The following is a 25,844-nucleotide window of genomic DNA, read 5'->3' as shown; positions in this document are numbered from 1 at the left end:
TCCGCGTCAGATCGCCTCGGCTTGGTGAACCGCGCACCAATGCGCCTGCCGCTCCGCGAACACGCGGTCGCGCACATAGGCGAGCATCTCCTCATCGAAGGTCTCGATCACCTCCAGGCTGAACGCGGCCTCGCCATGGGTGCTCCAGGCTGCCTGCAGCCCACCGCGCCGGTGGCCGCCCTGGCGCAAAGTGAACCAGAGACGGTTCTGGATTTTCTCTAGATCGGGCGCGCAGCCGATCCAGCGCTCGCCCGTGGCGGCACAGGTCACGGCGAAGATGCCGGCGGGGGTCTTGCGCTCCTTGTAGGCGGCGGTGGCCGCCTTGCGCTGATCGGGGGTCATGATGTGCGGCTCCGTGGCGATTGGCTGGTCGGTCTATATTTTTACCCGGGTAAATATGCAAGACGTGAAATATTTTACTGGCAGGTGTCTCTAACTGTTGACGCTTGGCTCCTACCTGTCAGAATATCCTGACAGGTAGGAGCAGCGGCGCATGCCGAGCCAAGGCGACCAACTGCTGGACACGTTGTCGGCGCTGGCCAATCCGCATCGGCTGCGGGTGCTGGCCGCGCTGCGTCTGAACGGGCGCACCTATGTCAGCCAGCTCGCACGAGAGCTCGGGATCAGCCGGCCGCTGCTGCACCTCCATCTGCGCAAACTCGAACAGGCGGGGCTCGTGGTCAGCCGACTGGAGCTGTCTGCCGACGGCAAGGCGCTGAACTATTTCGAGGTCGCGCCTTTCGACATCGCGCTCACGCCGTCCTCGATCGCCGAGGCGGTCCAGACGCTGAGCGTCCCCGCCTCCATCAAATCGGAAGGAGACCCCCATGGCTGACAAGGCCGCCATCTTTCTGCTCATCACCATCCTCGTGCTCGTCACCATCATCCTGGTGTTTGCGATGAAGTATGCCGCCGCTGTCCGGCAGGCCGGGCTGCAAGTCGCCACCGAGGAGGGCTATCGCGCGCTGACCGAACGGGCGGTGCGGGCCCAGGAGACGAGCGCCGAGCTGCTCGCTGCGCTCAAGAGCAGTCTCGGGCAGATCGAGCTGCGGCTCGCCCAGGTCGAAAAGGTCCTGAAGGAGGTCGAATGATGACATCCCAGGACCGCGCCGAGGGGCTGTCGCAACTGAAGCGGATGCGCGCTGTGTCGCTGCTCGAAGGCAGCACGCTGTTGCTGTTGGTGCTCGTTGCGATGCCGTTGAAACATTTTGCCGGCGTCGCGATCGCGACCCGCATCATGGGGCCGATCCATGGCCTCGCTTTCTTGACCTATGTCTGGATGCTGATCCAGCTTGCCACCGGCGGCGGCTGGTCGCGGGCAGAGATCATCCGGATGACGATCGCTGCACTGCTGCCGTTCGGCGGCTTCGTCAATGCCGGCGTTCTGGCGCGACGCGAGACGCGGCTGGCCGCGCCATGATCTATCTCTGGGTGAAGGCGCTGCATGTCGCCGCGGTGCTATGCTGGAGCGGCGGGATGCTGGCCGCGGCGGTGACCATCGCCGTGCATGCGGCCAAGGAGGACGCTGCGGGCAGGGGCATGATTGCTGCGGTCAGCCGCTGGGACCGGCGGGTCACGACGCCGGCCATGCTCGTCGTGTGGGGCGCAGGCCTCGCACTCGCGATGCAGGGTCAATGGTTCGGCTCGCTCTGGCTGACGATCAAGCTCGGCCTCGTGGCCGGGCTCTCCGCGCTGCACGGTGTGCTCGCGGGAATGCTGCGGCGGCTGGTGCGCTCAGAGGCGCCGGTGCCGCGCTGGTTCTCTCATGTGCCGCCGCTGATCGTCGGCAGCGCCGCCGCAATCGCCGTGCTCGTCGTCGTCAAGCCGTTCTGAGCACCGCGTCGATGGCGCAGCAAGGCGGTCAGTTCGCATTGCTGTGGAAGTACTCGAAGATCTTCCGCGCGCTCTCGGCGCTCACGCCGGGGACCTTGCCGAGATCGGCGATCGAGGCGCGCTCGATCTCCTTCAGGGTGCCGAAATGATGCAGCAGGGCGCGCTTTCGCGACGGGCCGATGCCCGGGATCTCCTGCAGGCCGGCTTCGCGGATGTCCTTCTTGCGCAGCTTGCGGTGCGAGCCGATGACGAAACGATGTGCCTCGTCGCGCAGGCGCTGGATGAAATACAGCACGGGGTCGCGCGGCTCGAGCTTGATCGCCTCGCGCTCGGGAATGAACAGCGTCTCGCGGCCGGCGTCGCGATCCGGACCCTTGGCGACCGACATCAGCGCGACGTTGCTGACGCCGAGCTCGGTGAAGATCTCTCTGACAGCATTGAGCTGGCCGCGGCCACCGTCGATGATGACGAGATCGGGCCATTGCGGCACGTCGTCCTCCTTCGCCGCGCGCGCGAGGTCCTTCTCGGACGGCGACACCAATCGCTTGAAGCGGCGCTGCAGCACCTCCTTCATCATCGCGTAGTCGTCGCCGGGCGTCAGCCCTTCCGACTTGATGTTGAACTTGCGGTACTGGTTCTTCATGAAGCCATCGGGGCCGGCGACGATCATCGCGCCGACCGCGTTGGTGCCCTGAATGTGGCTGTTGTCGTAGACCTCGATGCGCTTCGGGATCTGCGGCAGCGCGAGCGTCGCCGTCATCGCCTCCAACAGCCGGCTCTGCGTTGCGGTGTCGGCGAGCTTGCGGCCGAGCGCCTCGCGGGCATTGGTCAGGGCATGCGTGACGAGATCCTTCTTCTCGCCGCGCTTCGGGCAGGACACCTCGACCTTGTGGCCGGCCTTGACGCACAGCGCCTCGGCGAGCAGCTCGGCCTCCTCGATCTCATGCGACAGCAAGATGAGTTTCGGGGGCGGCTTGTCGTCGTAGAACTGCGACAGGAAGGCGGACAGCACCTCCTCCGGTGTGAACGTCTTCTCGGCGCGCGGGAAGTAGGCGCGGTTGCCCCAGTTCTGTCCGGTGCGGAAGAAGAACACCTCGACGCAGGAGAAGCCGCCCTCCTGGTGGATGGCGAACACGTCGGCTTCCTCGACCGTGCGCGGGTTGATGCCCTGCTGCGAGGAGATGGCCGACAGCGCGGCGAGACGGTCGCGATAGACGGCGGCGGTCTCGAATTCGAGCTCCGCGGACGCCTTCTCCATCTCGCCTGCGAGCAGCGATTTCACCGCCTGGCTGCGGCCCGACAGGAAGTCGGTCGCCTCGCGCACCAGTTCGGTATAGCCGGGGAAGTCGATCTCCTGCGTGCACGGACCGGCGCAGCGGCGGATCTGGTGCAGCAGGCAGGGGCGGCTGCGGCTCTCGAAGAACGAGTCGGTGCAGGAGCGGATCAGGAAGGCGCGCTGTAGCGCCGTGATGGTGCGGTTGACCGCGCCGGCCGAGGCGAACGGGCCGAAATAGCGACCGGGCCGCGACTGCGCGCCGCGGTGCTTGAGGATCTGCGGCGCCCAATGGTCGCCGGTGATGAGGATGTAGGGGAACGACTTGTCGTCGCGCAGCTGCACGTTGAAGCGCGGCTTGAGCTGCTTGATCAGGTTCGCTTCCAGCAGCAGCGCCTCGGTCTCCGTGGTGGTCGAGACGATCTCGACGGTCACGGTGGCGGCGATCATGCGCAGGATGCGCGCCGGCAGCGGCGCGTTGGCGCGCGCATAGGACGACAATCGCTTTTTGACGTTCTTGGCCTTGCCGACATAGAGCACGTCGTGGGCCGCATTGAGCATGCGGTAGACGCCCGGCGAGGTCGGCGCCAGCCGCACCGCGTTCTCGATCGCGGCATGGCCGGTCGCGAGTGGGCCTTCGCCGATCGGCTCCAGGCTCTCCTCGGTCAGCTCGGGCAGCCGTCCCTCATCGTCCTCGTCGGCGGGCGCCGCGGGATCGAGATCGGGCGTGTCGCCTGCCTCGGGCGGCAGGTCGGCTGCGGCGCCACGACGGCTTTCAGGCGCCGGCGCCTTGGGTGGATCTGAGCTGTGGGTGGTCATGTTCGACAAATTAAGCGCTGCCGCGTCGTCTCGCCAGCGTGTGCACGCGCCATGCACAGGGCAGGGAGAGAAGGAGGCGGTAACGCTTCGTTAAGCACATTAATGGCCCGCTAACCGGGCTTAACAACGGCTTAACCTAAAACTCTCGATAAATGCTCACGAAAAAGGACGGAGTTCCGTAACCATGCCGGCCCGCGCCGCGATCGCGCGGCGCTTGCTCCGGGTGGTCGCGGCGAGTGGCGTGGAGTGAGCGATGAACAGGTTCTTGGTCGGTGCTGCCGTCGCGGCGGGGTTTGGCGCAGCGGCTTTCGGCTCGGTGTCGGCGCAGGCGGCCGACCTCGGCTATGGGCGCGGCGCGCCCTATACGGTGAACCAGCCCCTCAATGCCTATAGCTGGGCTGGCCCGTATCTCGGCGGTACGCTGGGCTATGAATGGGGCACTGTCGGCAACAACGCGACCAAGCCGTCCGGCCTGACCGGTGGCATCACCGCGGGCTACAACTGGCAGAACGGTCCCTGGGTGTTCGGTCTCGAAGGCGACTTCAACCTGACGGGGGCGAACGACACGTTCGCGCCGTGGAAGTTCTCGAACCCCTGGTTCGGCACCTTGCGCGGCCGCGCCGGCTATTCCTTCAACAACATCCTGTTCTACGGCACCGGCGGCCTCGCCTTGGGCTCGCTGCGTGCGGAGACATTCGGTCTGTCGGAATCGCACACCGCGGTCGGGTGGACGCTCGGCGTCGGCACCGAGGTCGGGCTGACGCAGAACTGGAGCGCCAAGATCGAATATCTCTATGTCGATCTCGACAGCAGCAATTTCGTGATCACGGGGGCGAAGAACGACTATCGGTCGGGATTGGTGCGCTTGGGCATCAACTTCCGGTTCTGATAGCAAAACGGGATAGGAAGAAGAAACGTCGAACGACAACCTCCCGGCCGCTCGCGCGGCCGGGATTTTTTTACTCTGATTCTCGATGCGATCTGGAGGCGTGCGGCGTCGAACGCAGCCTGCACGTACTGGTCAGCAAACGCTGCGCACGCGGACCGGCTGCGTTGCCGGTAGCTTCCAAAACCAACGAACGAATGAGGTCGAGGCGCCCGCTGCTACAGTCACGCTGGCGCGTGAACCGTGGCCGGCGGGCCCGCCTCAGGACGACAGGACCAGGTTCACCGCTTTCGGACCCTTGCCCTTCTTGTCGGGCTCGACCTCGAAGCTGATACGCTGTCCCTCGGTCAGGTCCTTCAAGCCGGCGCGCTCGACAGCCGTGATGTGCACGAACACATCGCGTCCACCATCATCCGGCTTGATGAAGCCGTAGCCGCGCTCACCGTTGAAGAACTTGACTGTCCCAGTCATGGCCATCGGGAAACTCCTCCCCCGCAATGCTTCCTCCACTGCGCGCCCTGCGCAGCGTCCGACCGGACATCACTTTGATCGGAAAGCGTTGGCCACCTTAACGCCCAGCGCTTGGCGCGCCGGATCGCCGGATCTTATTAGGCCTTGATCACCCCGCCGCAACCATTCGCGGAAGCGGAACGTAAAGCCAGTCTTACAATCAGACACAATAATACGGTTCCGCGCCGATTGACTACGGCTTTTCGACCAGTATCGGTGTCAAGCTTTGGGGATTTCCAGACGGAAGCGTGCTGCGCCGCCCTGGCCGAGCGGCCTGACCAGCTCCTGCAGGATGAGCTTCAGCTCATCATGCAATGTCCAGGGCGGGTTCACGACCAGGAGCCCGGTCGAGGTCAGCGCCTCGCCTTCGATCTGCGGCGCAACGCTGAACTCGATACGCAGCACCTTGCCCGCCGGTTTGGCCGCAGCTGCGAGTTGGGCAACGCGCTCGGCGAGTTGCTCGGTCGCGCGGCGGCTCTTGGCGGGATACCAGAGCACATAGATACCGGTTGTCCATTTCGCGTAGGCCGCAGCGAAACGGTCCGTGAGCCGCTCGAACTCATCCTTGGCCTCGAACGCCGGATCGATCAGCACCACGCCGCGGCGCTCGTTCGGCGGCACGAAGGCGGGCAGGGCAACCCAGCCGTCGAGATCGACGACACGCGCCTGCGTGTCGCGGCGCAGCGCATCGATCAGCTGCTTGCGCGGGACCGGCGCCAGCTCGCACAAGGTCATGCGGTCCTGCGGCCGCAGCAGCGCGCGCGCGATCAGCGGCGAGCCGGGATAGGCGACGAGCTCGGCCTTCGGATTGAACGATCGGACGACGTCGAGATATGGTTGAAGCAGTGCATAGGCTTCGTCCGACAGACGCGCCTGTAGCAGCCGCGCGATGCCGGTGAGGTACTCGCCGCTGCGCGTCGCCTCGTCGCCGGTAAGGTCATAGAGACCGGCGCCGGCATGGGTATCGATCACCCGGAATGCCGCCGGCTTCTCCTGCAAATAGATCAGGATGCGCGTCAGCACGATGTGCTTGATGACGTCGGCGAAGCCGCCGGCATGAAAGGCGTGTCGGTAGTTCATGCCGCCGGAGTTACGCCGTTCCGCGCCAAAAGGGTACCCCGTCGTTGTCGTCCGCCGCCGGCGATCGAACCGGACCTGCGGCCGAGCCGCTGGAGCTTCTAAAGCGCGATGAGATCAGGATGAATCGTCATCGCACTTTAGGTTATTGTTTGCGCATGATCTTTTCGGAAAACCGCTGCGCACTTTTCCGGATCATGCTTAGCCGCCGCGCACCGGCGGCATGTTGACCTCATCGCGGCGGCAGGCCTGGCGGTCGACCTCGTCACAGCTGCGGAACTCCAGGTCCTTGGAGAGGCAGATCCGCACTTCGCTCAGCCGGGTGCGATTGCAGGTCACGGCAATGCTTGAGGTCGTCAGCTTGGGGTTGGCCTTGATGAAGGCTTCCTCGATCGCGGCCGGAGATACCGTCTTCGCTTCCGACAGATCGAGGAATTCCGGCGGGATCTTGATGGCGGCGCGGGCTTTGCGAATCGCCTCGAAATAGGCCTTCGCCGACAGGCCGGCGCAGGTGCCGTGCTTGTCCCACTCGTTGTAGATCAGGCCCGGCGCCGGCATCAGATCGAGCATCGAGGTCATGATGTTGCGCGGCAGGCGCGGCGCCGGCTGCTCGCAATATTCCGGATAGCCGGTCTCATATTGCGGCCACAGCCCGTGCACGACGAAGGAGTAGGGCCGGCCGCTGCATTGCTGTGAGCGGCTGCCCCGGCCGCCGCGCTCCTCGGCCTCGGCGCAGAACGACGGCGACCAGGACAGCGACAGTACGTAAAAGTCGAATGCACCCGGCGCGTTCTGGCGGCGGTCCTGCGCGTCGGCCGGCCTTATGGCGAGCGCGCCGATCAGCAGGGTCAGGCAGACGATCGTTCTGGCAAAGAAGACGGCAGGTCGGCGCAGGCAATCGAACATGGCGAACTCCCCCGGACAATGGCGGGAGCCTACCAGCACTTCGGAACATTTCAAGAACAAAAATGGCTGCCCGGAGGCAGCCACATCGCATGTTCGGAGGATGGGTTCAGACCAATCTGCCTTGAACGGCGATTGCCGAATCAGGGCTTGGCGGCGCGGCAGGCCGGATTGAACGCCCAGTTGCGGTCCAGGCCGACGACGCAGAATTCGACACCCTGGTCATAACCGGCGAAGCCGCCGTCCTCGATGATCGAGAAATTGACGGTGCGCGCCTTGCCGTCGCTGATCATCACGCTGCCGGTGCAGAAGCGGCGCGGAATGTTGTCGGACTGCCAGGGACGGAAGGCGATCTCATGGACATTGGCGACGCCGGTGATCTGCAGCGACGAATTCCAGAAGGTGCTTTCCTTCTCCTGGAATCGGCTGACGATGGTCGGGATGGCTGCCTCGCAGGGGGCGACCCGGCCTTCATATTTGGGCCCCGACAGCCAGAAGTTCAGCTCGAGCGGATTGGCGGCATGCGCCGGGGCCGTCGCGACCAGGGCGGCAACCAACGCGCCGCAGGCGGCGCCGAATGTCTTGATCGAGGAGCTGAAGTCGCGCATGGGCCGTCCGAAAGGCTGATCCGGGAGCGTGGACCGTGCCGCGGCGGCCACAGGAGGTCAAGTGCAACGCGGCAACACTCCACGATTAGTCCTGTTAACCGATGAGCGGTGTTCTTTTCTTGGCCGGACAGGACCTTTAGAATGGCAGGCCAGCGCAAGGAGAATGCAATGCGGACGCTCAAGGCCGGATTCGTGAAGACTGCAGGCCTGGTGGCCTTGGGAACGTTGCTGACCGCCGCGGCCGCCCAGGCCGACGTGGTGCCGGCCTTCAAGGGCAACGACACCGGCGGCATCATTTCCTATCAGCTGGCCCAGACCACCGACGCGCGCCAGCTCGCGGTCGACCATTGCGCCTCCTACGGCAAGGTCGCGAAGTTCAAGGCTGTCGACGCGCGCTACGGCGGCTATGTCTCGTTCGCCTGCCGCTGGGTACCCTACGGCTCGGCGCAGCGGCCGCTGCGGACGCTGTACTGACGTTCGATCAACTGACGTTCTCCTAATTGCCATCTTTTGGCGGCATTCGCTCCGGCATCGCGCAACGATCTGGAACGAACCTGATGACACGCACCCGCACCGCCCTCGGCCTGTTGGCCTGCTGCCTTCTCAGTGTGGCCGCCAACCATGAGGCCCGCGCCGTGGACCTGCCGGTCCGCAAGGCGGGGCTATGGGAGCTGAAGATGGTCAGGTCCGGCGGCCAGACGCCCGACATGACGATGCAGCACTGCACCGACGAGGCCACCGACAAGGACATGAACAACATGGCCTCGCCGATGGCGCAGCAGGTCTGCTCCAAGCAGGAGATCCAGAAGACGGCGACGGGCTATGTCAGCGATGCCGTCTGCAATTTCGGCGGCATGAGCACGACCTCGCATGCCGAGATCACCGGCGACTTCAATTCCGCCTACACGGTGAAGACCACATCGAAGATGTCGGGCGGCGCCACCGGTGCCGGCACCAAGGACACGGCGATGACCATCGAGGCCAAGTGGCTCGGCGCCTGCAAGCCCGACCAGAAGCCCGGCGACATCGTCATGCCCGGCGGCATGAAGATGAACGTCAAGGACATGAACAAGCTGAAGAACCTGATTCCGGGCGTGAAGCAGTAGGTCGCGGGCTGACGACTGCGTGGCGCACGGAGCTTGAGAGAAGTGCGAGCAGACTGCCGCGACGGCAGTGCGCTCCCTCTCCCCGTGAAGAACGGGGAGAGGGGGCGCACCGCCGTATGGGTGCGAACGCCGCCCTAAACCGGAATCCGCACGCTCGCCCTTAGTCCCCCCATCGGGCTGTCACCCAGCGTGATGTCGCCGCCATGGGATCGCGCGATGTCGCGGGCGATGGCGAGGCCGAGGCCGGTGCCGCCTTCATCCTGGTTGCGGGCGTCATCGAGGCGGAGGAACGGCTTGAACACCTCCTCGCGCATGTCGGCGGGAATGCCCGGGCCGTCATCATCGACGGTGATGGTGAGATAGCGGTGGTCGCGATGGCCGGTGATGGCGATCGCATCGGCATGGCGCGCGGCGTTGGAGACGAGATTGCCGAGGCAGCGCTTCAGCGCCTGCGGCTTTACCGTGACCACCGGCAGGCCATGGAACGACACGGTCGCGGAATGGCCGTTACGTTCGGCATCGCTGCGCAGCTCTTCCAGCGCGTTGGAGATGTCGGTCGGCTGCGCGATCTCGCCATTGTCGCCGCGCGCGAACGCCAGATAATCCTCCAGCATGTGCGACATCTCGTCGACATCCTTGCGCATGGCGTCGATCTCGGGGCTGTCGCCGAGCAGCGCCAGCTCGAGCTTGAAGCGCGTCAGGATAGTGCGGAGGTCGTGGCTGACACCGGCCAGCATCGCGGTGCGCTGCTCCATCGCGCGCTCGATGCGCGCCTTCATCTCCAGGAACGCATGCGCCGCGCGCCGCACCTCGCGCGCGCCGCGCGGCCGGAAGTTCGGCACCTCGCGGCCCTTGCCGAAACTCTCGGCGGCGTCGGCCAGCCGCAGGATGGGCTTGATCTGGTTGCGCAGGAACAGCACCGAGACGATCAGCAGGATCGATGATGTGCCGACCATCCAGAACAGGAAGATGTCGGTGTTCGACGCGTAGGCGGCGCCGCGCTGCGCGAACACGCGCATCACGGCATCGTCGAGCGCGATGCGGATCTCGACCAGGTTGGAGCGGCCGACGGTATCGATCCAATAGGGGCGGCTGATCTGGCGGCCGATCTGGCTCGATAGCGACTGGTCGAGCAGATTGAAGAACGGCTTCGGACCGGGCGGCGGCATGTCGCCGGCGGGCAGGAAGTCGACGACGAGATTGAGCCGCTGCTGCGCGATCCGGCGCAGCATCGTGCGATCCTTGTCCTGCGGATAGCCCTTGTAGATGTCGATCAGCGCGGCGACGTCCTGCACCACGGCGGCGGAGAGCCGTCGCGTCACCGTGTTCCAGTGCCGCTCCATGAACACGCCAGCGACCACCGTCTGCAGGATCACCATCGGCACGATCATGATCAGCAGCGCGCGGGCGTAGAGCCCGGTCGGCATCCAGCCCTTGAAGGCGTTGCCGACGATGCTGTTGGCCCGCGACACGCGGCGCGAGGCGGTGCGGATCAGCGTGAGGCCGGTGTCGAGGGTGGTCATGCGCAAGGAGTTGTTTGTTGTTGCACGATCGCGCGCGGCGACGTCGGTGCACCCTCTCCCCTTGTGGGAGAGGGTGGTTTCGAACGAAGTTCGAAACCGGGTGAGGGGTCTGCCTCCGCGATCTCGTCTGTGGAGGCAGACCCCTCACCCGGTTCGCATTTCGCTGCGCTCATGCGATCCACCCTCTCCCGCAAGGGGAGAGGGTGCACCGAATGTGCCGCGCGAAGTGCGTGTAACGTCATCCGCGAAAAAAGAGATTGATCGTGGTGCCCGCGTCGGATCATCAACCCGCTCATCAGCCCGAGGTCATCAGCCGATAGCCGATGCCGCGCACGGCTTGCAGGAACAGCGGGTTGGCGGGGTCGATCTCGAGCTTGCGGCGCAGGCGGTTGATCTGGACGTCGACGGCGCGCTCGTTGACGGTGCCGTTGCCGGTCAGCGCGCCGCGCGGCACGGTCTCGCCGCGGGCGGTGGCGAGGATGCGCAGCATCTCGCGCTCGCGATCGGTGAGGTGGACGATCTCCTCGCCCTGTTTCAATTCGCCGCGCGCCAGATGATAGACGAACGGGCCGAAGCTGATCTGCTCGATGACTTCCTCGGCCGGCGGCGGCGCGGCGCGCTTGAGGATGTTGCCGATGCGCAGCGCGAGCTCGCGCGGCTCGAACGGTTTGGCGACGTAATCGTCGGCGCCGAGCTGCAGCCCCTCGATGCGGCTCTCGGGCTCCGCGCGCGCGGTCAGCATCACGATCGGCACGGACGACTGCGTGCGGATATAGCGGGCGAGGTCGAAGCCGCTTTCGCCGGGCATCATGACGTCGAGGATCAGGAGATCGAAATGCAGGCCGGTCAGCTTGGCGCGTGCATCGCTCGCGCTCGCCGCCGTGGTGACGCGATAGCCCTCGCCGCGCAGGAAGCGCGACAGCAGATCGCGGATGCGGCGGTCGTCGTCGACGAGCAGCAGATGCGGCGCGTCGTCAGCCGGCGTCTGCGGCTGATGCGGGGCGATGGCGGTGATCGTCACGGTCACTCCTTGGCAGTGGTGACGGGCGTCCGGAAGATCGCTTCCAGCACCTTGTCCGGATCGTCGCGATCGATCATCGCGCGCAGGAATTGGCGGACTTTTTCGGCGCCGGCAGGTCCGATCTGCTCCAGCGCGCGATCGATGCGCTTGGTCTGCAGGCCGGCCAGCTTGGCCACCAGCGCCTCGCCCTTCGGGGTGGCGAAAAGAAGGCGCTGCCGGCGATCATTGTTGCCGGTCTTCTGCACGATGTAACCCTCGTCGAGCAGCTGCTTGAGCACGCGGCCGAGCGACTGTTTGGTGATGCGCAAGACGTCGAGCAGGTCGGCGACCTTCAGGCCGGGATAGCGTGTGACGAAATGCATCACGCGATGATGCGCGCGGCCAAAGCCGAACGCCTCCAGCTCATGGTCGGCATCGCCGACGAAGTCGCGATAGGCGAAGAACAGCAGCTCGATGATGTCCCAGCGCAGCGGCTCGCCAGCGGCCGCGGAAGGCTCAGCCGCGCGCAGCTCGGGGCTCATCGTCGGAGACGAGAAATTTATGTCAGCCATATTGACGTTTCTGCGGTTCAATGTTACAAAACAATCACCCGCCACGAAATTTTAGATCGTTTCATCGGCGGGTGATCGTCTCAAGACGTGTCTGAACGGGCCGAAAGCAACCCGGACGGGCAACCCTTGGCGACGTATCCAACAACCGTGTGATGTCGAGCGGCATTTCGGCAAACCATACTGGACTTCCGCGGGGCGCAAAAGCATGTCCTGTGGTGGCACGCTTGCCCGGCGACCGGCTCGACAGCCGGCCCACGGCAGGTCCGAAATTCAAAAGCCGACTGGCCCGATCGGACGGGTCGGCGCCAGAACTCGCGAATGGCGATCAGAGCGGGGGAAGCAAGGACATGACTTTGACATTCGACATTAGGCCTTCGGTGAACCCGACCTCCGACCAGGAGCGGGCGGCCAAGCTCGCCAACCCCGGCTTCGGCCGCGTGTTCACCGATCACATGGCCGTGGTCCAGTACAGCCAGGACAAGGGCTGGCACAGCGCGCGCGTCGAGTCCCGCGCCAACTTTCCGCTCGATCCGGCGGCTGCCGTCCTGCACTACGCGCAGGAGATCTTCGAGGGGCTGAAGGCCTACAAGCGCGACGATGGCGGCGTGAACCTGTTCCGCCCCGACGCCAACGCCAAGCGGTTCTGGAATTCGGCCGAGCGCATGGCGATGGCGCAGCTGCCGGAGAGCGTCTTCATCGAGGCGGTCGAGCAGCTCGTCCGCATCGACCGCGCCTGGATCCCGGGCGGCGAGGGCAGCCTGTATCTGCGCCCGTTCATGATCGCCAACGAGGTGTTCCTCGGCGTGAAGCCGTCGGCCGAATACATCTTCGCGGTGATCGCCTCGCCGGTCGGCTCCTATTTCAAGGGCGGCCCGGCCCCGGTCTCGATCTGGGTCTCGGAGAACTACACCCGCGCCGCGGTCGGCGGCACCGGTGGAGTCAAATGCGGCGGCAACTATGCTGCGAGCCTGAAGGCGCAGGCCGAGGCGATCCAGCATGGCTGCGACCAGGTCGTGTTCCTGGATGCGATCGAGCGCCGCTATGTCGAGGAGCTCGGCGGCATGAACGTGTTCTTCGTGTTCGACGACGGCTCGCTGTCGACGCCGCCGCTCGGCACCATCCTGCCCGGCATCACCCGCGACTCCATCATCAAGCTGGCCCGCGACGCCGGCCGCGAGGTGCGCGAGGAGGCCTATTCGATCGACCAGTGGCGCGCGGATGCCAAGAGCGGCAAGTTGAAAGAGGCGTTCGCCTGCGGCACCGCCGCGGTGATCTCGCCGATCGGCAAGGTGCGCTCGGTCAGCGGCGACGTGCTGATCAACGGCGGCGACGCCGGCCCGGTCGCCATGGGCCTGCGCAAGCAGCTGGTGGACATCCAATACGGCCGCACCCCGGACCCGCACCAGTGGATCAGAGATGTGAAGTAGGGGCTGTAGTGAAGTAGGGGCAGGGCGCCCTTAGGTAAATTTCTGGGCACCGTCGAGCCGCGATGACGGTCGACTCCCCTCCCCCTTGCGGGGAGGGGTCGGGGGTGGGGGTCCACACGGGCAGTCTTTGCTGGGACCCCCACCCCCAACCCCTCCCCGCAAGGGGGAGGGGCGCCCACCGCCGGTGAGCAAACATCCTGCCTCTCATTGGGCATGAGTGACCAATATGATGCGTGGTCGCCCAACCCGCCCTTCGGGTTGCCGCCCCCCGCCCTGGCTGCTACCAACCCTTCAACGCATTCCATCCCGTAGGGTGGGCAAAGGACCGCGAAGCGGGCCGTGCCCACCGCTGCGGTGTTTGTCACCCACGGTGGGCACGCTGCGCTTTGCCCACCCTACGTGTCGAGTCCCATGTCCGACAAACCCAAGAAACCCCAGAAGCTGAAGGCGCGGCTGCCGCGCGGGCTCGAGGATCGCGGCCCCGCGGCGATCGCGGCGACGCGCGAGATGGTCGAGAAGATCCGCGTTGTCTACGAGCGCTACGGCTTTGAGCCGGTGGAGACGCCGGCGTTCGAATACACCGACGCGCTCGGCAAGTTCCTGCCGGACCAGGACCGCCCGAACGAGGGCGTGTTCTCGTTCCAGGACGATGACGAGCAGTGGATCTCGCTGCGCTACGACCTCACCGCGCCGCTCGCGCGCTATGTCGGCGAGCGTTACGGCACCGACGGCCTGGTGCTGCCCTATCGCAGCTACCGCTCCGGCTACGTCTTCCGCAACGAAAAGCCCGGCCCCGGCCGTTTCCGCCAGTTCATGCAGTTCGACGCCGACACCGTCGGCTCGGCTTCGCCGGCGGCGGATGCCGAGATGTGCATGATGGCGGCCGATACCTTGGAGGCACTCGGTATTGCGCGCGGCGACTACGCGATCAAGGTCAACAATCGCAAGGTGCTCGACGGCGTGATGGAGGCGATCGGCCTTGGTGGCGACGAGAACATCGGCCGCCGCCTGACGGTGCTGCGCGCGATCGACAAGCTCGACCGTCTCGGCGAGCGCGGCGTGCGCGAGCTGCTGGGCGCTGGCCGCAAGGACGAGAGCGGTGACTTCACCAAGGGCGCCGGACTCGACGAGACGCAGATCAGGAAGATCGAGACCTTCGTCAATGCGCGCTCCCTGGTCGCGCCGCCGACGCTCGCCTATTCCGGCGACAAGGATGTCGCGCAGCGACTCGCCGGCGATACCGATCGCAAGGAGAATGAGTACGACATCGCGCGCCGCATCGTGGACATGCTGCGCGAGACCTTTGCCGACTCGAAGCTCGCGGTCGACGGCCTGAACGAGCTCGTCGAGATCGCGCGTCTGGTCGATGCCGCCGGCTATCACAGCCAGATCATGGTCGATCCATCGGTCGTGCGCGGTCTCGAATACTACACGGGCCCGGTGTTCGAGGCGCAGCTGCTGGCCGCGATCCCGAACGAGAAGGGCCAGCCGGTGGTGTTCGGCTCGGTCGGCGGTGGCGGCCGTTATGATGGTCTGGTCTCGCGCTTCCGCGGCGAGCCGGTGCCGGCGACCGGGTTCTCGATCGGCGTGTCGCGGCTGCAGGCGGCGCTGACCTTGCTCGGCAAGCTCGACACGCGCCCCGCCTTCGGCCCCGTGGTCGTCACCGTGTTCGATCGCGATCGCGTCGCCGACTATCAGAAGATGGTCTCGACCCTGCGCGGCCATGGCATCCGCGCCGAGCTCTATCTCGGCAACCCGAAGAACATGGGCAACCAGCTCAAATATGCCGACCGCCGCAACGCGCCCTGCGTCATCATCCAGGGCTCGGACGAGAAGGCGCGCGGCGAGGTCCAGATCAAGGACCTGATTGAGGGCGCCAAGGCCGCGGCCGCGATCGCCTCCAACCAGGAATGGCGCGAGAGCCGCCCGGCGCAATTCTCGGCCAAGGAGGACGAACTCGTCGCCGCGGTCCGCGAGGTGCTCGCGCGCCATGATGTGAGCTGGGGGTAGGGATACTCGTCATGCGCGGGCTTGACCCGCGCATCCATCATGTCAAACGGCGCCGTTGATTTGTTACGTCATTGCGAGCGAAGCGAAGCAATCCAGGGGCTAGGTAGAACGATCTTTCGGAGCAGCCCTGGATCGCTTCGTCGCTTCGCTCCTCGCGATGACGATCTTACTCACGAGCCAATCGTAAGAACGACGAGAGATACAAGGAGAAACTCAATGCCCGAGATCACCATCAACATGGCCGCCGGCCGGACCGAAGAGCAGAAGACCAACATGATGCGCGACATCAGCAAGGCGCTGGTGACGCATCTCGGCGTCGACCCCGAAGCCGTCGTCATCCAGATCAACGAGGCGCCGCTGACCCACAAGATGAAGGGCGGCAAGACCTTCGTCGAGCGCCTGGCCGAGCAGAAGAAGTAGCCCAGACGCCGCACCGGCGGAGCGTGGCCATCGCCATTCACCGCTGTCGTCCCGGCGAACGCCGGGACCCATATCCCCAGGGAGCGGTTCAAGGCACGCTGGTCATTGGCTTTTTGCCCGTCACGACCGGCGCGGCGTATGGGTCCCGGATCGGCGCCACGCCGCGCTTCGCGCGTCGCAGCTTGTCCGGGACGACAGCGGAATTCGGAGCACCCATGGACGCACGTGACTTCATCAAGCCGGGCATGCGCGCCGAGCGTCTGCTGGTCGTGCCGCCGGAGCGCACGGTCGGGCATTTCGTGCCTGATATGCCGATGGTCTATGCGACGCCGATGATGATCCTGGAGATGGAGATGACGTCGGGCGACGCCATCAAGCCGATGTTGCCGCCGGGCTGGGTCACCGTCGGCACCGAGGTCAACATCCGCCATCTCGCGGCGTCGCCGGTGGGGGCCACCATCCGCACCGTGGCCGAAGTGATCGAGGTCGAGCGCCGCGTCATCCGCTTCAGCGTCGAGGCCTATCATGGCGATGTGAAGATCGGCGGTGGCCGCCATGGCCGCGGCCTGATCAATGTCGAGCAGTTCAAGAAGCGCTTCGCGGTGCCTTAGTTCACCCTGCCCTGGAGGGCACCCTCGAGGGGAGGGTGGCAGCTGCGGCGCTGCCGGCTACTTCGCCAATTCCTTCGACCGTGCTGTCGCGGCCGCCACCGCGCGCTCCAGCAGCGGCTGGAAGCCGTCACCGGCCATCAGCACCGACAGCGCGGCTGCGGTCGTGCCGCCGGGCGAGGTGACGTTCTGCCGCAAGGTCGCCGATGGCAACTCCGACTGACGCAGCAGCTCGCCGGCGCCCGAGACCGTGTCGCGGGCGAGTTTGGTGGCCAGTGCCTCGGGCAGGCCGGCGGCGACGCCGGCGCGGGCCAGCTCCTCGGCGAGCAGGAACACATATGCGGGGCCGGAGCCGGATACGGCGGTGACCGCATCCATGAGCGCCTCGTCGTCGACCCACTCGATGCCACCCGTCGCGCGCAGCAGCGCATCGGTCAGCGCGCGCTGCGCGGTGCTGACATTGGCGGCGGGCACCGCGACCGTGATGCCGCGGCCGATCGCGGCCGGCGTGTTCGGCATCGCGCGGACGACAGCGCCGCCCACGACCTGCTGCAGGCTCGCGATCGTCGTGCCGGCCATGATGGACAGCACCAGCGTGGCGTCGCCCACCCAGGATTTCAGCGCCGGCCCGGCGTCGCGGAACATCTGCGGCTTGACGGCGAGAATGACGACCTCAGCCGGCGCGGCATCCGTCGGATTGAGCCGGACGCCCCTGGCCGCCAGCGCCGTAATCTCCGCCGACGGCATCGGCTCGATCACGACGACACGCTTGGGATCGAGGCCACCAGCCAGCCAGCCGGTCAGCATCGCCCCGCCCATCTTGCCGGCGCCGGCGAGCACGATCGTGCCGGTGAAGTGATGAAGCAGGTTGTTGTCCGCTGAAGCCACGACGCACTCCACTGTCGTCCCGGCGAAAGCCGGGACCCATAAACGCAGGCGGTTCTAGTGGAGCGAGGGCAGAGCGACAAGCATCGCGCGCCACGCCGATATCACGCGGTATGGATCCCGGCTCAAGGCCGGGACGACACCGAGTGTGTCGAGGCGCCGGCCGCTTATGCCTCGCCTTCCGTATCGAACAGCGCCGCCGCCATGGCCTCCTGGGTCGACTTGCCGGCCCACACCACGAACTGGAAGGCCGGGAAATAGCGCTCGCAGGCGTGGATGGCGCCGGCCAGCATGCTCTCGCATTGCGGACCCGAGGCGGTGATGCCGCCGGGCAGCACCAGGGCCTGGCGGTGCATCACCATGCCGGTGTGGGTCCAGATGTCGAAATGGCCGAGCCAGAGCTGCTCGTTGATGGCCGCGATCAGCCGCTGCACCTCGGCGCGGCGCGCTTCCGGAATCTTCATGTCGAAGGCGCAGGCCAGATGCAGCGCCTCGATCTCACCCATCCAGGTGAAGGAGATTTGGTAGTCGGTCCACTGGCCCTTGGAGGCGATCGTGATCTCGTCCTCGCCGGAGCGCTCGAACATCCAGTTGTTGTCGGCGGCGATGTTCTCGACGACGCTCAAAGGATGATTTCCGGAATCGATAGTGCTTTCGAGCAGGGACATGCCGTCTCGACCTCGTCTTCTTGATCTCGTTGGTACATACGCGGCGACCCGGCCCGCGCCCTCACGGCGCTTCGCGACCTGGCTTGCAGCCCCGGAGGTGCCCCGGGCGTGCGAGGACAAACTGATGTGATTTGCGGAATCTGCGCAACGGGGGGGCGAGTCCGTCCACAGCGAAACACCGCTTCGTCCACAACTCCTGTCCAGCCTGTGGAATCATGGCCAAACGAGAACAAAACGGAATCGGAATCGCCGCAAATGCGCCGGCTGGGCCGATTTTGCCGCAGGAACGACGGCCGCGGGCTGCATGGCCGGCCCTCGTGGATTGCGGCCGTCGGGCCTTGCCGCAGCCTAAGAGCGCCTGCATAGTTCATGCGGGCCGTCCAGCCGGGCGGCTCATGTTCTCAGGGCGGGGCGAAATTCCCCACCGGCGGTAAGCGGTCTCGGTCGAGAGCGCGAGCCCGCGAGCGCCTTCTCTACAACGCATGATCTGGAGAATCCCGTTCTCCGGATCGCGCCTCGAAGAGAAGGGTCAGCAGATTCGGTGTGACTCCGAAGCCGACGGTTAAAGTCCGGATGAAAGAGAACGGGTCCCGGCACCCCGCGCAATTCAGCGTGGGGGCGTCGTCGTTCCGTGTGCCCTGATTCTGGTCTCTCAACGAGGACAACCATGAATCAGATGCTGCAAGACTCCATCGACACCACCTCCATCGACACCACCACCGAAACCGCGCCGCCGGCGGAGACGCCGGTCGCCTCACCACCCGAGGAGCGGCCGCCAGCGCCGGCGCATCCCCGCTTCGCCAAGCCGCAGCGGGTCGCCTTCGTGCAATCGGCCTGGCATCGCGACGTTGTCGCCGAATGCCGCGTGGCGTTCCTCGACGAGATCGAGGCACGCCACATTGCCCGCGACCGCGTCGACATCTTCGAGGTGCCGGGCTCTTTCGAGATCCCGCTGCATGCACAACTGCTCGCCAAGACGCGTCGCTACACCGCGATCGTCGCTGCCGGCCTCGTCGTCGATGGCGGCATCTATCGCCACGAATTCGTCGCCGACACCGTCATCAAGGCTTTGATGGACGTGCAGCTGCGCACCGAGGTGCCGGTGTTCTCGGCGGTGCTGACCCCGCAGCAATTCCACGAGACGCAGGCGCATTTCGATTTCTTCCGGAAGCACTTTGCGACCAAGGGCGTCGAAGTGGCCACGGCATGCGCGGAGACCCTGCTGAGCCTCGAGCGGCTGCGCAGCCAAGTAGCGGCGGGGATCATCTGACCGGGTGAGCGCGTGTGGCTGGCGGAGGTCAGCCGCACGCTTTCTGATTGCAAGATCGCACATCCCTCGACACGGGCAGTCGGCTCCCCTCCCCCTTGCGGGGGGTCTCCGGACGCTGAATTCCGTGAGACTCACTTCCGACAAAATGCCTTACCGGAGTCGAAGCTCATCACTTTGAGCGGAATGCGTGGACCCCCACCCCCGACCCCTCCCCGCAAGGGGGAGGGGAGTGCATCGTCTTCGCGGTGAGAGCTCGAATCCCAACTTCGCGACCGAAATGTTGCGCGCACATCAGTCCTGCCACGCAGCGACATCACGCCCTCTCGCGCTCCCCGCCTTGTGTTGTCATTCCCCGCCCGCCCCCTGTAAAACCTCTCCCGGGAGGAGGCTGGCCCGTGGCGACGGGCGGCCGGCAAGGATGATCGAAGGATACGATCCTTATCTCGTCGCGCTCTCGGTCGTGATCGCGAGCCTGGGTGGCTATACCGGATTCAGTCTGACGGCGCGCATCCGCAGCGGGCCGGGAGCGAATCCGCGCGTGCTGCTGTCCGGCGCGGCGGCGATCCTGGCGGTGGGCATCTGGACGATGCATTTCGTGGGCATGATGGCCGCGCCCATGCCCACCGATGCCGTCTATCTGGTGCTGCCGACCATCATCTCCTTCCTGATCTGCGCGCTCGTCGTCGGCATCTCGCTGTTCTTCGTCAGCATCGGTGATCCCTCGGCCAAGCGCGTCATTCCCTCGGCGCTGCTGCTCGGCGCCGGCATCGCCAGCATGCATTATGTCGGGATGCACGGGCTCGCCGGAAGCTTTGGACTGACGCATGACCCGGCGCTGGTGGCGCTGTCGGTCGCGATTGCGATCGTTGCCGCCTACGGAGGCTTGCGCATCTTCCTGGCGCGGCAGGATGGCTTGCGGCTTGCCATCAGCGCGCTCGCCTTCGGCATTGCCGTGTCAGGCATGCATTATACGGCGATGCTGGGCATGCATGTGGTGCCGGCCGGCGAGGGCCACCATCATCAGGCCGCGGGGCTTGCGGCATCACCGCAGGCGCTGGCGATCGTGGTCGCCGTGCTGTGTTTTGTCGTCGCCGCAGGCTTCCTGCTGTCACTGGTGCCGGAGCCGCATCGCGCGTCGCAGCCGGCAACGGTGTTGGCCGAGCCCGCCCCTGAACTGGCGCCTGAGCCGGCCATGCCGCCGCCAGCGCAATCCGCTGCGCCGTCGCCTGCAGAACCCGTCGAGACCATCGCGTCCACCCGCATCACCGCCGCGCCGCTCGGCGGCATCGGCCAGCCGCCACGCATCGCAGCCGTGCGGCTGCCGCTCGAAGGCGCCAATGGCACCCACTTTATCGACGCCGGCGATGTCCGCAGCGTCCGCGCCGACGCGCACTACACCCGAGTGCACGACGGCACCCGCGAGCGGATGTGCCCGTGGTCGATCTCCGAGGCCGAGGCCCAGCTCGATCCCGGCCGCTTCATCCGCGTGCATCGGAGTCACATCGTCGCGATCGAGCACGTGACCTTCGTCGGCAAGGAAGGCGAGGGCGCGATCATCGAGCTGGACGGCCCGTCCAAGCCGCGCGTGCCGGTGAGCCGCGCCAAGGTCGCCGAAGTCAAGGCGCGGCTCGGGCTGCGGCGGCCGGCCTAAATCTGTTCGCAACTGCAAATACGACGCGCAGATCTTTCTGCATCGCACGCGTTCGCATCAGGACTCTCGTATAGCGAGATGCAGGCCGTCGCGACGAGCGATCCTGCGGGTTAGTTGCTCCGTCATGCCCGGGCTTGTCCCGGGCATCCACGTCTTTCCCAGCACGCCGAACGACGTGGATGGCCGGGACAAGCCCGGCCATGACGGCGAGGAGGAATCTGAACTCAAGCTTGGTTCAGCGAGTTTGGGTCCTGCCGATCGGATCGGCCTCGCGGCGCGCATAATTAGGTCGGCGTCGCTGTCGCAATTCGTGCGCGCTGATCCGCAACTCGTGCGAATTCATCGCTCTCCGTGCCGGCTTCGTTGCGCGATCCGCCAATCAGGATCGAACTTCCCGCCAACAGCGCAATGCGCCCGCGTTCGCTTTCGCTCTCGCAGCATGAACGCCCACTGCATCCGCGCAAGGCCTAGCCGTCAAGGCAAGCCAGTCCAGGAGGGAACGCCATGATTCCAGGCCCGTTCGACTATCACCGGCCCGCGAGTGTCGGCGATGCGATCAAGCTGCTCGCCGATCTCGGTGACGACGCGCGTCCGCTCGCTGGCGGCCACAGCCTGCTGCCGATGATGAAGCTGCGGTTGGCGACGCCGGCGCATCTGATCGACCTGCACGGCATCGCCGGCCTCAAGGGCATCTGCCGCGACGGCGACCGCATCGCGATCGGTGCGATGACGACGCAGGCAGAGCTTTTGGCCTCCAAGGAGATCGGTGAGGCGTTGCCGATCCTGCACGAGGCGGCGCTGCTGATTGCCGATCCGCAGGTGCGCTATCGCGGCACGCTGGGCGGCAATGTCGCCAATGGCGATCCCGGCAACGACATGCCGGCGCTGATGCTGGCGCTGGATGCGAGTTATCGGCTGGAGGGACCGAACGGCGCCCGCGAGGTCGCGGCGCGGGAGTTTTACCAGGGGGCGTATTTCACGGCGCTGGAGCCTGGCGAGATCCTGACGGGAGTCACCATTCCCGTGCCGCCCGCGGGTCACGGCTACGCCTATGAGAAGCTGAAGCGCAAGGTGGGCGATTATGCGACCGCGGCGGCGGGCGTCGTGCTGACGATGGCCGGCGGCAAGGTGGCGAGCTGCGTGATTTCGCTGACCAACCTGCATGAGACGCCGCTGTTGGCGACCGACGCGGCGAAGGCGGTGATCGGGACCACGCTGGACGAGGCGGCGCTGAAGGCCGCGGCAACGGCGGCGCGCGCGATCATGCAGCCGGCGTCCGATGCGCGGGGGCCGGCCGAGTATCGCGTGCATGTCGGCGGCATCATGGTGATGCGCGCGCTGCAGCGCGCGGCGAGCAGGGCCAATTAGTTAGTGACACTGCCGTTGCGGCGCAAACGCTCTTCTCCCTCCCCCCGCGCGAAGCGGAGCTTCGCTAGGCGGGGGAGGGTCGGGGTGGGGGGTCCACGCGGGTGGTCTTTCCTGGGACCCCCACCCCCGACCCCTCCCCACAAGGGGGAGGGGAGCGCACCGAGATCGCGGCTGATAGCTCGGCACAAAGCTCAAAAGAATCTTCCAGGGAGCACCGAATGCCCAAAACCCATGTCACGATGAAGGTGAACGGCAGCGAGGTCGAGGGCCTCGCGGAGCCGCGCACGCTTCTGGTCCACTTCCTGCGCGAGCAGGCGCAGCTCACCGGCACGCATATCGGCTGCGAGACCAGCCATTGCGGCGCCTGCACTATCGATATCGACGGCATGAGCGTGAAGAGCTGCACCATGCTGGCGGTGCAGGCCAACGGTGCCGAGATCACCACGATCGAGGGCATGGCCAATGCCGACGGCACCTTGTCGCCGCTGCAGGAAGGCTTTCGCATGATGCACGGCCTGCAATGCGGCTTCTGCACGCCCGGAATGATTCTGCGCGCGCATCGGCTGCTGAAGGAGAATCCGTCGCCGACGGAAGCCGAGATCCGCGCCGGCATCTCCGGCAATATCTGCCGCTGCACCGGCTATCAGAACATCGTCAAGGCAATCCAATACGCCGCCGCCAAGATCAACGGCGTTGAATTCCAGGAGGCCGCGGAATGAACGACATGACTCCCACGCGGGAACAACGCGAAGCCGCGCTCGAAGGCATGGGCTGCCGGCGCAAGCGCGTCGAGGACATCCGCTTCACCCAAGGCAAGGGCAACTACGTCGATGACGTCAAGCTGCCGGGCATGCTGCATGGCGACTTCGTGCGCTCGCCGCATGCCCATGCCCGGGTGAAGGCGATCCACACCGAGGACGCCCTGAAGGTGCCGGGCGTGCTCGCAGTGATCACCGCCGAGACCTTGAAGACCGTCAACCTCGCCTGGATGCCGACATTGGCCGGCGACGTGCAGATGGTGCTCGCCGATGGCAAGGTGCTGTTCCAGAACCAGGAGGTTGCCTTCGTCGTCGCCACCGATCGCTACGCCGCCGATGACGGCGTCTCCAAGGTGGTCGTCGACTACGAGCCGCTGCCGGTGCTGGTCGATCCGTTCAAGGCGATGGACCCGGATGCGCCTGTCCTGCGCGAGGATCTTACCGGCAAGACATCAGGCGCGCACGGCCCGCGCAAGCACCACAACCACATCTTCGAGTGGAGCGTCGGCGACAAGGAGCTGACCGATGCGGCGTTCAAGAAGGCGGATGTGACGATCAAGGAGATGATCTCCTATCACCGCACCCATCCGTCGCCGCTCGAGACCTGCCAGTGCGTCTGTTCGTTCGACAAGATCAAGGGCGAGTTGACGATCTGGGGCACCTTCCAGGCGCCGCACGTCATCCGCACCGTGGTGTCGCTGATCGCCAAGCTCCCTGAGCAGAAGATCCACGTCATCGCGCCGGATATCGGCGGCGGCTTCGGCAACAAGGTCGGCGCCTATCCCGGCTACATCTGCGCGGCCGTGGCTTCGATCGTCACCGGCAAGCCGGTGAAATGGGTCGAGGACCGCATCGAGAATCTCACCGCGACTGCGTTCGCGCGCGACTATCACATGACGACCGAGATCGCCGCGACCAGGGATGGCAAGGTCACCGGCCTGCGCGTGCATGTGCTCGCCGATCACGGCGGCTTCGATGCCTGCGCGGATCCGTCGAAATGGCCGGCCGGCTTCTTCAACATCGTCACCGGCTCCTACGACTTCCCGGTCGCGCATCTCGTGGTCGACGGCGTCTACACCAACAAGGCGCCGGGCGGCGTCGCCTATCGTTGCTCGTTCCGCGTCACCGAGGCGGCCTATTGCATCGAGCGCGCGATGGACATTCTCGCGCAGAAGCTGGGCATGGATCCGGCGGAGCTGCGGCTGAAGAACTTCGTCAAGCCGGAGCAGTTTCCGTATCACTCGGCCTTGGGGTGGGAATACGATTCCGGCGACTATCACACCGCCATGCGCAAGATGATGGAGACTGTCGACTATGCCGGTCTTCGCAAGGAGCAGGCGGAGAAGCGCGCGGCGTTCAAGCGCGGTGAGACCCGCGAGATCATGGGCCTCGGCATCTCCTTCTTCACCGAGATCGTCGGCGCCGGCCCGTCGAAGAACTGCGACATCCTGGGGATCGCGATGTTCGATTCCTGCGAGATCCGGCTGCATCCCACGGGGGCCGGCATCGCGCGGATGGGCACCAAGAGCCAGGGCCAGGGGCACGAGACCACCTGGGCGCAGATCATCGCCAGCGAGATCGGCATTCCCGCCGACAATATCATGGTCGAGGAGGGCAACACCGACACCGCGCCTTACGGCCTCGGCACCTACGGCTCGCGCTCGACGCCGGTGGCTGGCGCGGCCATCGCGATGGCTGCGCGCAAGATCAAGGCCAAGGCGCAGATGATTGCGGCCTACAAGCTCGAGGTTCACGAGGACGATCTCGAATGGGACATCGACCGCTTCCGGGTCAAGGGCCTGCCGGAGAAGGCGATGTCGATGAAGGACATCTGCTGGGCGGCGTACAACTCGGTGCCCCCGGGCATGGAGCCGGGGCTCGAGGCGGTCAGCTACTACGATCCGCCCAACATGACCTATCCGTTCGGCGCCTATCTCTGCGTGATGGACATCGACGTCGACACCGGCGTGTACAAGGTCCGGCGCTTCTACGCGCTCGACGATTGCGGCACCCGCATCAACCCGATGATCATCGAGGGCCAGGTCCATGGCGGCCTCACCGAGGCCTTCGCCATCGCGATGGGCCAGGAAATCCGCTACGATGCCGAGGGCAACGTCGTCACCGGCTCGTTCATGGATTTCTTCATGCCGACTGCGGTGGAGACCCCGCATTGGGAGACCGACTACACGGTGACCCCGTCGCCGCACCACCCGATCGGCGCCAAGGGCGTCGGCGAAAGCCCCAATGTCGGCGGCGTGCCCGCGTTCTCGAACGCGGTCAACGACGCGTTCTCGTTCCTGGGCGCGACGCACATCCAGATGCCCCACGACTTCTGGCGCAACTGGCAGGCGGCGAAGAATTTGGGTGTGGTGGCTTAGGTCTCTCATCCAGAGCACAGGCGTCATTGCGAGGAGCGAAGCGACGATGTGTCCGCCATAGCCCGAAGGGCGACGGCGGAAGCAATCCAGAGTCCCACCCGAGCCCCTGGATTGCTTCGCTTCGCTCGCAATGACGCGGAGAGAGCGAGCGAAACTGTTTAAAGAGACATAGCGGCATCGGTAGTGCGCTCCCTCTCCCCGTTCTTCACGGGGAGAGGGTTGGGGTGAGGGGCAGCCACACCCAGTGACCTCGCGGAAAGCCCCCTCACCCGGATCGCATCTTGCGATGCG

General features: G+C 65.7%; 27 protein-coding genes and 1 riboswitch. Of the genes, 16 read left to right on the top strand and 11 right to left on the bottom strand.

The genetic code is table 11. The features are described from left to right. Positions 1-6: 6 nt before the first annotated feature. On the bottom strand, positions 7-342 hold the full coding sequence (locus BRAD285_RS27145) for a GIY-YIG nuclease family protein (protein ID WP_006612998.1): 336 nt from the start codon (positions 340-342) through the stop codon (positions 7-9). Between the two features lie 151 nt (positions 343-493). On the opposite strand from BRAD285_RS27145, the gene BRAD285_RS27140 reads away from it, so the two are divergent. The 4 genes from BRAD285_RS27140 to BRAD285_RS27125 are packed head-to-tail and all read left to right on the top strand — an operon-like array spanning position 494 to position 1,833. Further along, positions 494-835 carry a metalloregulator ArsR/SmtB family transcription factor gene (locus BRAD285_RS27140; RefSeq protein WP_006612997.1) on the top strand — a complete coding sequence of 114 codons (342 nt, stop codon included), beginning with the start codon at positions 494-496 and terminating at the stop codon, positions 833-835. Then, the gene (locus BRAD285_RS27135; RefSeq protein WP_006612996.1) at positions 828-1,091 is read left to right on the top strand and encodes a hypothetical protein; all 264 of its coding nucleotides are present in this window, start codon (positions 828-830) and stop codon (positions 1,089-1,091) included. The genes BRAD285_RS27140 and BRAD285_RS27135 overlap by 8 nt, the downstream gene beginning before the upstream one ends. Beyond that, positions 1,091-1,420 (top strand): DUF3817 domain-containing protein, encoded by a 330-nt coding sequence (locus BRAD285_RS27130; protein ID WP_244563564.1) that lies wholly within the window; start codon positions 1,091-1,093, stop codon positions 1,418-1,420. The genes BRAD285_RS27135 and BRAD285_RS27130 overlap by 1 nt, the downstream gene beginning before the upstream one ends. Further along, the gene (locus BRAD285_RS27125; RefSeq protein ID WP_006612994.1) at positions 1,417-1,833 is read left to right on the top strand and encodes a CopD family protein; all 417 of its coding nucleotides are present in this window, start codon (positions 1,417-1,419) and stop codon (positions 1,831-1,833) included. Before BRAD285_RS27130 ends, BRAD285_RS27125 begins: the two co-directional genes overlap by 4 nt. A 28-nt stretch (positions 1,834-1,861) precedes the next feature. On the opposite strand, the gene uvrC is transcribed toward BRAD285_RS27125, so the two are convergent. Then, positions 1,862-3,925, bottom strand: a complete 2,064-nt coding sequence (uvrC, locus tag BRAD285_RS27120; RefSeq protein WP_006612993.1) for an excinuclease ABC subunit UvrC — start codon at positions 3,923-3,925, stop codon at positions 1,862-1,864. Between the two features lie 253 nt (positions 3,926-4,178). Between uvrC and BRAD285_RS27115 the strand changes: the two genes are divergently transcribed. Then, positions 4,179-4,814: an outer membrane protein gene (locus tag BRAD285_RS27115; RefSeq protein WP_006612992.1), complete on the top strand. Its 636-nt coding sequence runs from the start codon at positions 4,179-4,181 to the stop codon at positions 4,812-4,814. Between the two features lie 258 nt (positions 4,815-5,072). Here the strand turns inward: BRAD285_RS27115 and BRAD285_RS27110 are convergent, their stop codons facing one another. From BRAD285_RS27110 to BRAD285_RS27095, 4 genes are all read right to left on the bottom strand, one after another. Continuing rightward, the gene (locus BRAD285_RS27110) at positions 5,073-5,288 is read right to left on the bottom strand and encodes a cold-shock protein (protein WP_006612991.1); all 216 of its coding nucleotides are present in this window, start codon (positions 5,286-5,288) and stop codon (positions 5,073-5,075) included. 252 nt (positions 5,289-5,540) lie between these two features. Continuing rightward, positions 5,541-6,401: a 23S rRNA (adenine(2030)-N(6))-methyltransferase RlmJ gene (locus BRAD285_RS27105; RefSeq protein WP_006612990.1), complete on the bottom strand. Its 861-nt coding sequence runs from the start codon at positions 6,399-6,401 to the stop codon at positions 5,541-5,543. A gap of 198 nt (positions 6,402-6,599) precedes the next feature. Next, complete coding sequence (locus tag BRAD285_RS27100; protein WP_006612989.1) at positions 6,600-7,304, bottom strand: ribonuclease T2; 705 nt, start codon at positions 7,302-7,304, stop codon at positions 6,600-6,602. A gap of 140 nt (positions 7,305-7,444) precedes the next feature. Next, positions 7,445-7,909 (bottom strand): hypothetical protein, encoded by a 465-nt coding sequence (locus BRAD285_RS27095; RefSeq protein ID WP_006612988.1) that lies wholly within the window; start codon positions 7,907-7,909, stop codon positions 7,445-7,447. Between the two features lie 168 nt (positions 7,910-8,077). On the opposite strand from BRAD285_RS27095, the gene BRAD285_RS27090 reads away from it, so the two are divergent. Both BRAD285_RS27090 and BRAD285_RS27085 read left to right on the top strand, forming a co-directional pair. After that, the gene (locus BRAD285_RS27090) at positions 8,078-8,383 is read left to right on the top strand and encodes a hypothetical protein (protein WP_006612987.1); all 306 of its coding nucleotides are present in this window, start codon (positions 8,078-8,080) and stop codon (positions 8,381-8,383) included. 83 nt (positions 8,384-8,466) lie between these two features. Next, positions 8,467-9,015 (top strand): DUF3617 family protein, encoded by a 549-nt coding sequence (locus tag BRAD285_RS27085; RefSeq protein WP_006612986.1) that lies wholly within the window; start codon positions 8,467-8,469, stop codon positions 9,013-9,015. A gap of 134 nt (positions 9,016-9,149) precedes the next feature. Here the strand turns inward: BRAD285_RS27085 and BRAD285_RS27080 are convergent, their stop codons facing one another. The 3 genes from BRAD285_RS27080 to BRAD285_RS27070 form a co-directional block, all read right to left on the bottom strand. Then, positions 9,150-10,538 (bottom strand): ATP-binding protein, encoded by a 1,389-nt coding sequence (locus BRAD285_RS27080; RefSeq protein WP_006611505.1) that lies wholly within the window; start codon positions 10,536-10,538, stop codon positions 9,150-9,152. Positions 10,539-10,833: 295 nt separating this feature from the next. After that, a complete protein-coding gene (locus BRAD285_RS27075) occupies positions 10,834-11,565 on the bottom strand; it encodes a response regulator (protein WP_006611504.1) in 732 nt (243 codons plus the stop codon). Continuing rightward, on the bottom strand, positions 11,562-12,110 hold the full coding sequence (locus BRAD285_RS27070) for a MarR family winged helix-turn-helix transcriptional regulator (RefSeq protein ID WP_035646014.1): 549 nt from the start codon (positions 12,108-12,110) through the stop codon (positions 11,562-11,564). The genes BRAD285_RS27075 and BRAD285_RS27070 overlap by 4 nt, the downstream gene beginning before the upstream one ends. A gap of 347 nt (positions 12,111-12,457) precedes the next feature. On the opposite strand from BRAD285_RS27070, the gene BRAD285_RS27065 reads away from it, so the two are divergent. The 4 genes from BRAD285_RS27065 (at position 12,458) to BRAD285_RS27050 (ending at position 16,578) form a co-directional block, all read left to right on the top strand. Next, positions 12,458-13,537, top strand: coding sequence for a branched-chain amino acid aminotransferase (locus BRAD285_RS27065; RefSeq protein ID WP_006611502.1), 1,080 nt, complete (start codon positions 12,458-12,460; stop codon positions 13,535-13,537). A gap of 411 nt (positions 13,538-13,948) precedes the next feature. Next, positions 13,949-15,547 (top strand): histidine--tRNA ligase, encoded by a 1,599-nt coding sequence (hisS, locus tag BRAD285_RS27060; RefSeq protein ID WP_006614906.1) that lies wholly within the window; start codon positions 13,949-13,951, stop codon positions 15,545-15,547. A 216-nt stretch (positions 15,548-15,763) separates the two neighbouring features. Further along, positions 15,764-15,967, top strand: coding sequence for a tautomerase family protein (locus BRAD285_RS27055; RefSeq protein ID WP_006614907.1), 204 nt, complete (start codon positions 15,764-15,766; stop codon positions 15,965-15,967). A 215-nt stretch (positions 15,968-16,182) separates the two neighbouring features. Beyond that, the gene (locus BRAD285_RS27050) at positions 16,183-16,578 is read left to right on the top strand and encodes a thioesterase family protein (RefSeq protein ID WP_006614908.1); all 396 of its coding nucleotides are present in this window, start codon (positions 16,183-16,185) and stop codon (positions 16,576-16,578) included. A gap of 57 nt (positions 16,579-16,635) precedes the next feature. Here the strand turns inward: BRAD285_RS27050 and proC are convergent, their stop codons facing one another. Further along, on the bottom strand, positions 16,636-17,463 hold the full coding sequence (gene proC, locus BRAD285_RS27045; RefSeq protein ID WP_006614909.1) for a pyrroline-5-carboxylate reductase: 828 nt from the start codon (positions 17,461-17,463) through the stop codon (positions 16,636-16,638). Between the two features lie 164 nt (positions 17,464-17,627). Then, positions 17,628-18,128, bottom strand: a complete 501-nt coding sequence (locus BRAD285_RS27040; RefSeq protein ID WP_006614910.1) for a YbjN domain-containing protein — start codon at positions 18,126-18,128, stop codon at positions 17,628-17,630. A gap of 393 nt (positions 18,129-18,521) precedes the next feature. Further along, a riboswitch (FMN riboswitch) is annotated at positions 18,522-18,717 on the top strand. A 78-nt stretch (positions 18,718-18,795) separates the two neighbouring features. On the opposite strand from BRAD285_RS27040, the gene BRAD285_RS27035 reads away from it, so the two are divergent. The 5 genes from BRAD285_RS27035 (at position 18,796) to BRAD285_RS27010 (ending at position 25,553) form a co-directional block, all read left to right on the top strand. Beyond that, a complete protein-coding gene (locus BRAD285_RS27035; protein ID WP_035648530.1) occupies positions 18,796-19,398 on the top strand; it encodes a 6,7-dimethyl-8-ribityllumazine synthase in 603 nt (200 codons plus the stop codon). Between the two features lie 418 nt (positions 19,399-19,816). Continuing rightward, the gene (locus tag BRAD285_RS27030; protein ID WP_006614912.1) at positions 19,817-21,049 is read left to right on the top strand and encodes an MHYT domain-containing protein; all 1,233 of its coding nucleotides are present in this window, start codon (positions 19,817-19,819) and stop codon (positions 21,047-21,049) included. 504 nt (positions 21,050-21,553) lie between these two features. Beyond that, complete coding sequence (locus BRAD285_RS27020; protein WP_006614913.1) at positions 21,554-22,417, top strand: xanthine dehydrogenase family protein subunit M; 864 nt, start codon at positions 21,554-21,556, stop codon at positions 22,415-22,417. A 218-nt stretch (positions 22,418-22,635) separates the two neighbouring features. Continuing rightward, a complete protein-coding gene (locus BRAD285_RS27015) occupies positions 22,636-23,136 on the top strand; it encodes a (2Fe-2S)-binding protein (RefSeq protein ID WP_087877671.1) in 501 nt (166 codons plus the stop codon). Further along, positions 23,133-25,553, top strand: a complete 2,421-nt coding sequence (locus BRAD285_RS27010; protein WP_006611353.1) for an aerobic carbon-monoxide dehydrogenase large subunit — start codon at positions 23,133-23,135, stop codon at positions 25,551-25,553. Before BRAD285_RS27015 ends, BRAD285_RS27010 begins: the two co-directional genes overlap by 4 nt. Positions 25,554-25,844 lie beyond the last annotated feature (291 nt).

It is taken from the genome of Bradyrhizobium sp. ORS 285 (genome assembly GCF_900176205.1).
Classification (GTDB): domain Bacteria; phylum Pseudomonadota; class Alphaproteobacteria; order Rhizobiales; family Xanthobacteraceae; genus Bradyrhizobium.
The sequence above is the reverse complement of the archived record's forward strand: the minus strand, read 5'-3'. Positions and strand labels throughout refer to the sequence as shown.

Coding starts and splice junctions, on each gene's coding strand:
- BRAD285_RS27065 (WP_006611502.1), top strand. CDS start 12,458: ATGACTTTGACATTCGACATTAGGCCTTCGGTGAACCCGACCTCCGAC.
- BRAD285_RS27145 (WP_006612998.1), bottom strand. CDS start 342: ATGACCCCCGATCAGCGCAAGGCGGCCACCGCCGCCTACAAGGAGCGC.
- BRAD285_RS27015 (WP_087877671.1), top strand. CDS start 22,636: ATGCCCAAAACCCATGTCACGATGAAGGTGAACGGCAGCGAGGTCGAG.
- BRAD285_RS27035 (WP_035648530.1), top strand. CDS start 18,796: ATGAATCAGATGCTGCAAGACTCCATCGACACCACCTCCATCGACACC.
- BRAD285_RS27050 (WP_006614908.1), top strand. CDS start 16,183: ATGGACGCACGTGACTTCATCAAGCCGGGCATGCGCGCCGAGCGTCTG.
- BRAD285_RS27135 (WP_006612996.1), top strand. CDS start 828: ATGGCTGACAAGGCCGCCATCTTTCTGCTCATCACCATCCTCGTGCTC.
- BRAD285_RS27070 (WP_035646014.1), bottom strand. CDS start 12,110: ATGGCTGACATAAATTTCTCGTCTCCGACGATGAGCCCCGAGCTGCGC.
- BRAD285_RS27130 (WP_244563564.1), top strand. CDS start 1,091: ATGACATCCCAGGACCGCGCCGAGGGGCTGTCGCAACTGAAGCGGATG.
- uvrC (WP_006612993.1), bottom strand. CDS start 3,925: ATGACCACCCACAGCTCAGATCCACCCAAGGCGCCGGCGCCTGAAAGC.
- BRAD285_RS27080 (WP_006611505.1), bottom strand. CDS start 10,538: ATGACCACCCTCGACACCGGCCTCACGCTGATCCGCACCGCCTCGCGC.
- BRAD285_RS27020 (WP_006614913.1), top strand. CDS start 21,554: ATGATTCCAGGCCCGTTCGACTATCACCGGCCCGCGAGTGTCGGCGAT.
- BRAD285_RS27055 (WP_006614907.1), top strand. CDS start 15,764: ATGCCCGAGATCACCATCAACATGGCCGCCGGCCGGACCGAAGAGCAG.
- BRAD285_RS27095 (WP_006612988.1), bottom strand. CDS start 7,909: ATGCGCGACTTCAGCTCCTCGATCAAGACATTCGGCGCCGCCTGCGGC.
- BRAD285_RS27085 (WP_006612986.1), top strand. CDS start 8,467: ATGACACGCACCCGCACCGCCCTCGGCCTGTTGGCCTGCTGCCTTCTC.
- BRAD285_RS27090 (WP_006612987.1), top strand. CDS start 8,078: ATGCGGACGCTCAAGGCCGGATTCGTGAAGACTGCAGGCCTGGTGGCC.
- BRAD285_RS27030 (WP_006614912.1), top strand. CDS start 19,817: ATGATCGAAGGATACGATCCTTATCTCGTCGCGCTCTCGGTCGTGATC.
- BRAD285_RS27040 (WP_006614910.1), bottom strand. CDS start 18,128: ATGTCCCTGCTCGAAAGCACTATCGATTCCGGAAATCATCCTTTGAGC.
- BRAD285_RS27105 (WP_006612990.1), bottom strand. CDS start 6,401: ATGAACTACCGACACGCCTTTCATGCCGGCGGCTTCGCCGACGTCATC.
- BRAD285_RS27125 (WP_006612994.1), top strand. CDS start 1,417: ATGATCTATCTCTGGGTGAAGGCGCTGCATGTCGCCGCGGTGCTATGC.
- BRAD285_RS27140 (WP_006612997.1), top strand. CDS start 494: ATGCCGAGCCAAGGCGACCAACTGCTGGACACGTTGTCGGCGCTGGCC.
- hisS (WP_006614906.1), top strand. CDS start 13,949: ATGTCCGACAAACCCAAGAAACCCCAGAAGCTGAAGGCGCGGCTGCCG.
- BRAD285_RS27115 (WP_006612992.1), top strand. CDS start 4,179: ATGAACAGGTTCTTGGTCGGTGCTGCCGTCGCGGCGGGGTTTGGCGCA.
- BRAD285_RS27010 (WP_006611353.1), top strand. CDS start 23,133: ATGAACGACATGACTCCCACGCGGGAACAACGCGAAGCCGCGCTCGAA.
- BRAD285_RS27110 (WP_006612991.1), bottom strand. CDS start 5,288: ATGGCCATGACTGGGACAGTCAAGTTCTTCAACGGTGAGCGCGGCTAC.
- BRAD285_RS27100 (WP_006612989.1), bottom strand. CDS start 7,304: ATGTTCGATTGCCTGCGCCGACCTGCCGTCTTCTTTGCCAGAACGATC.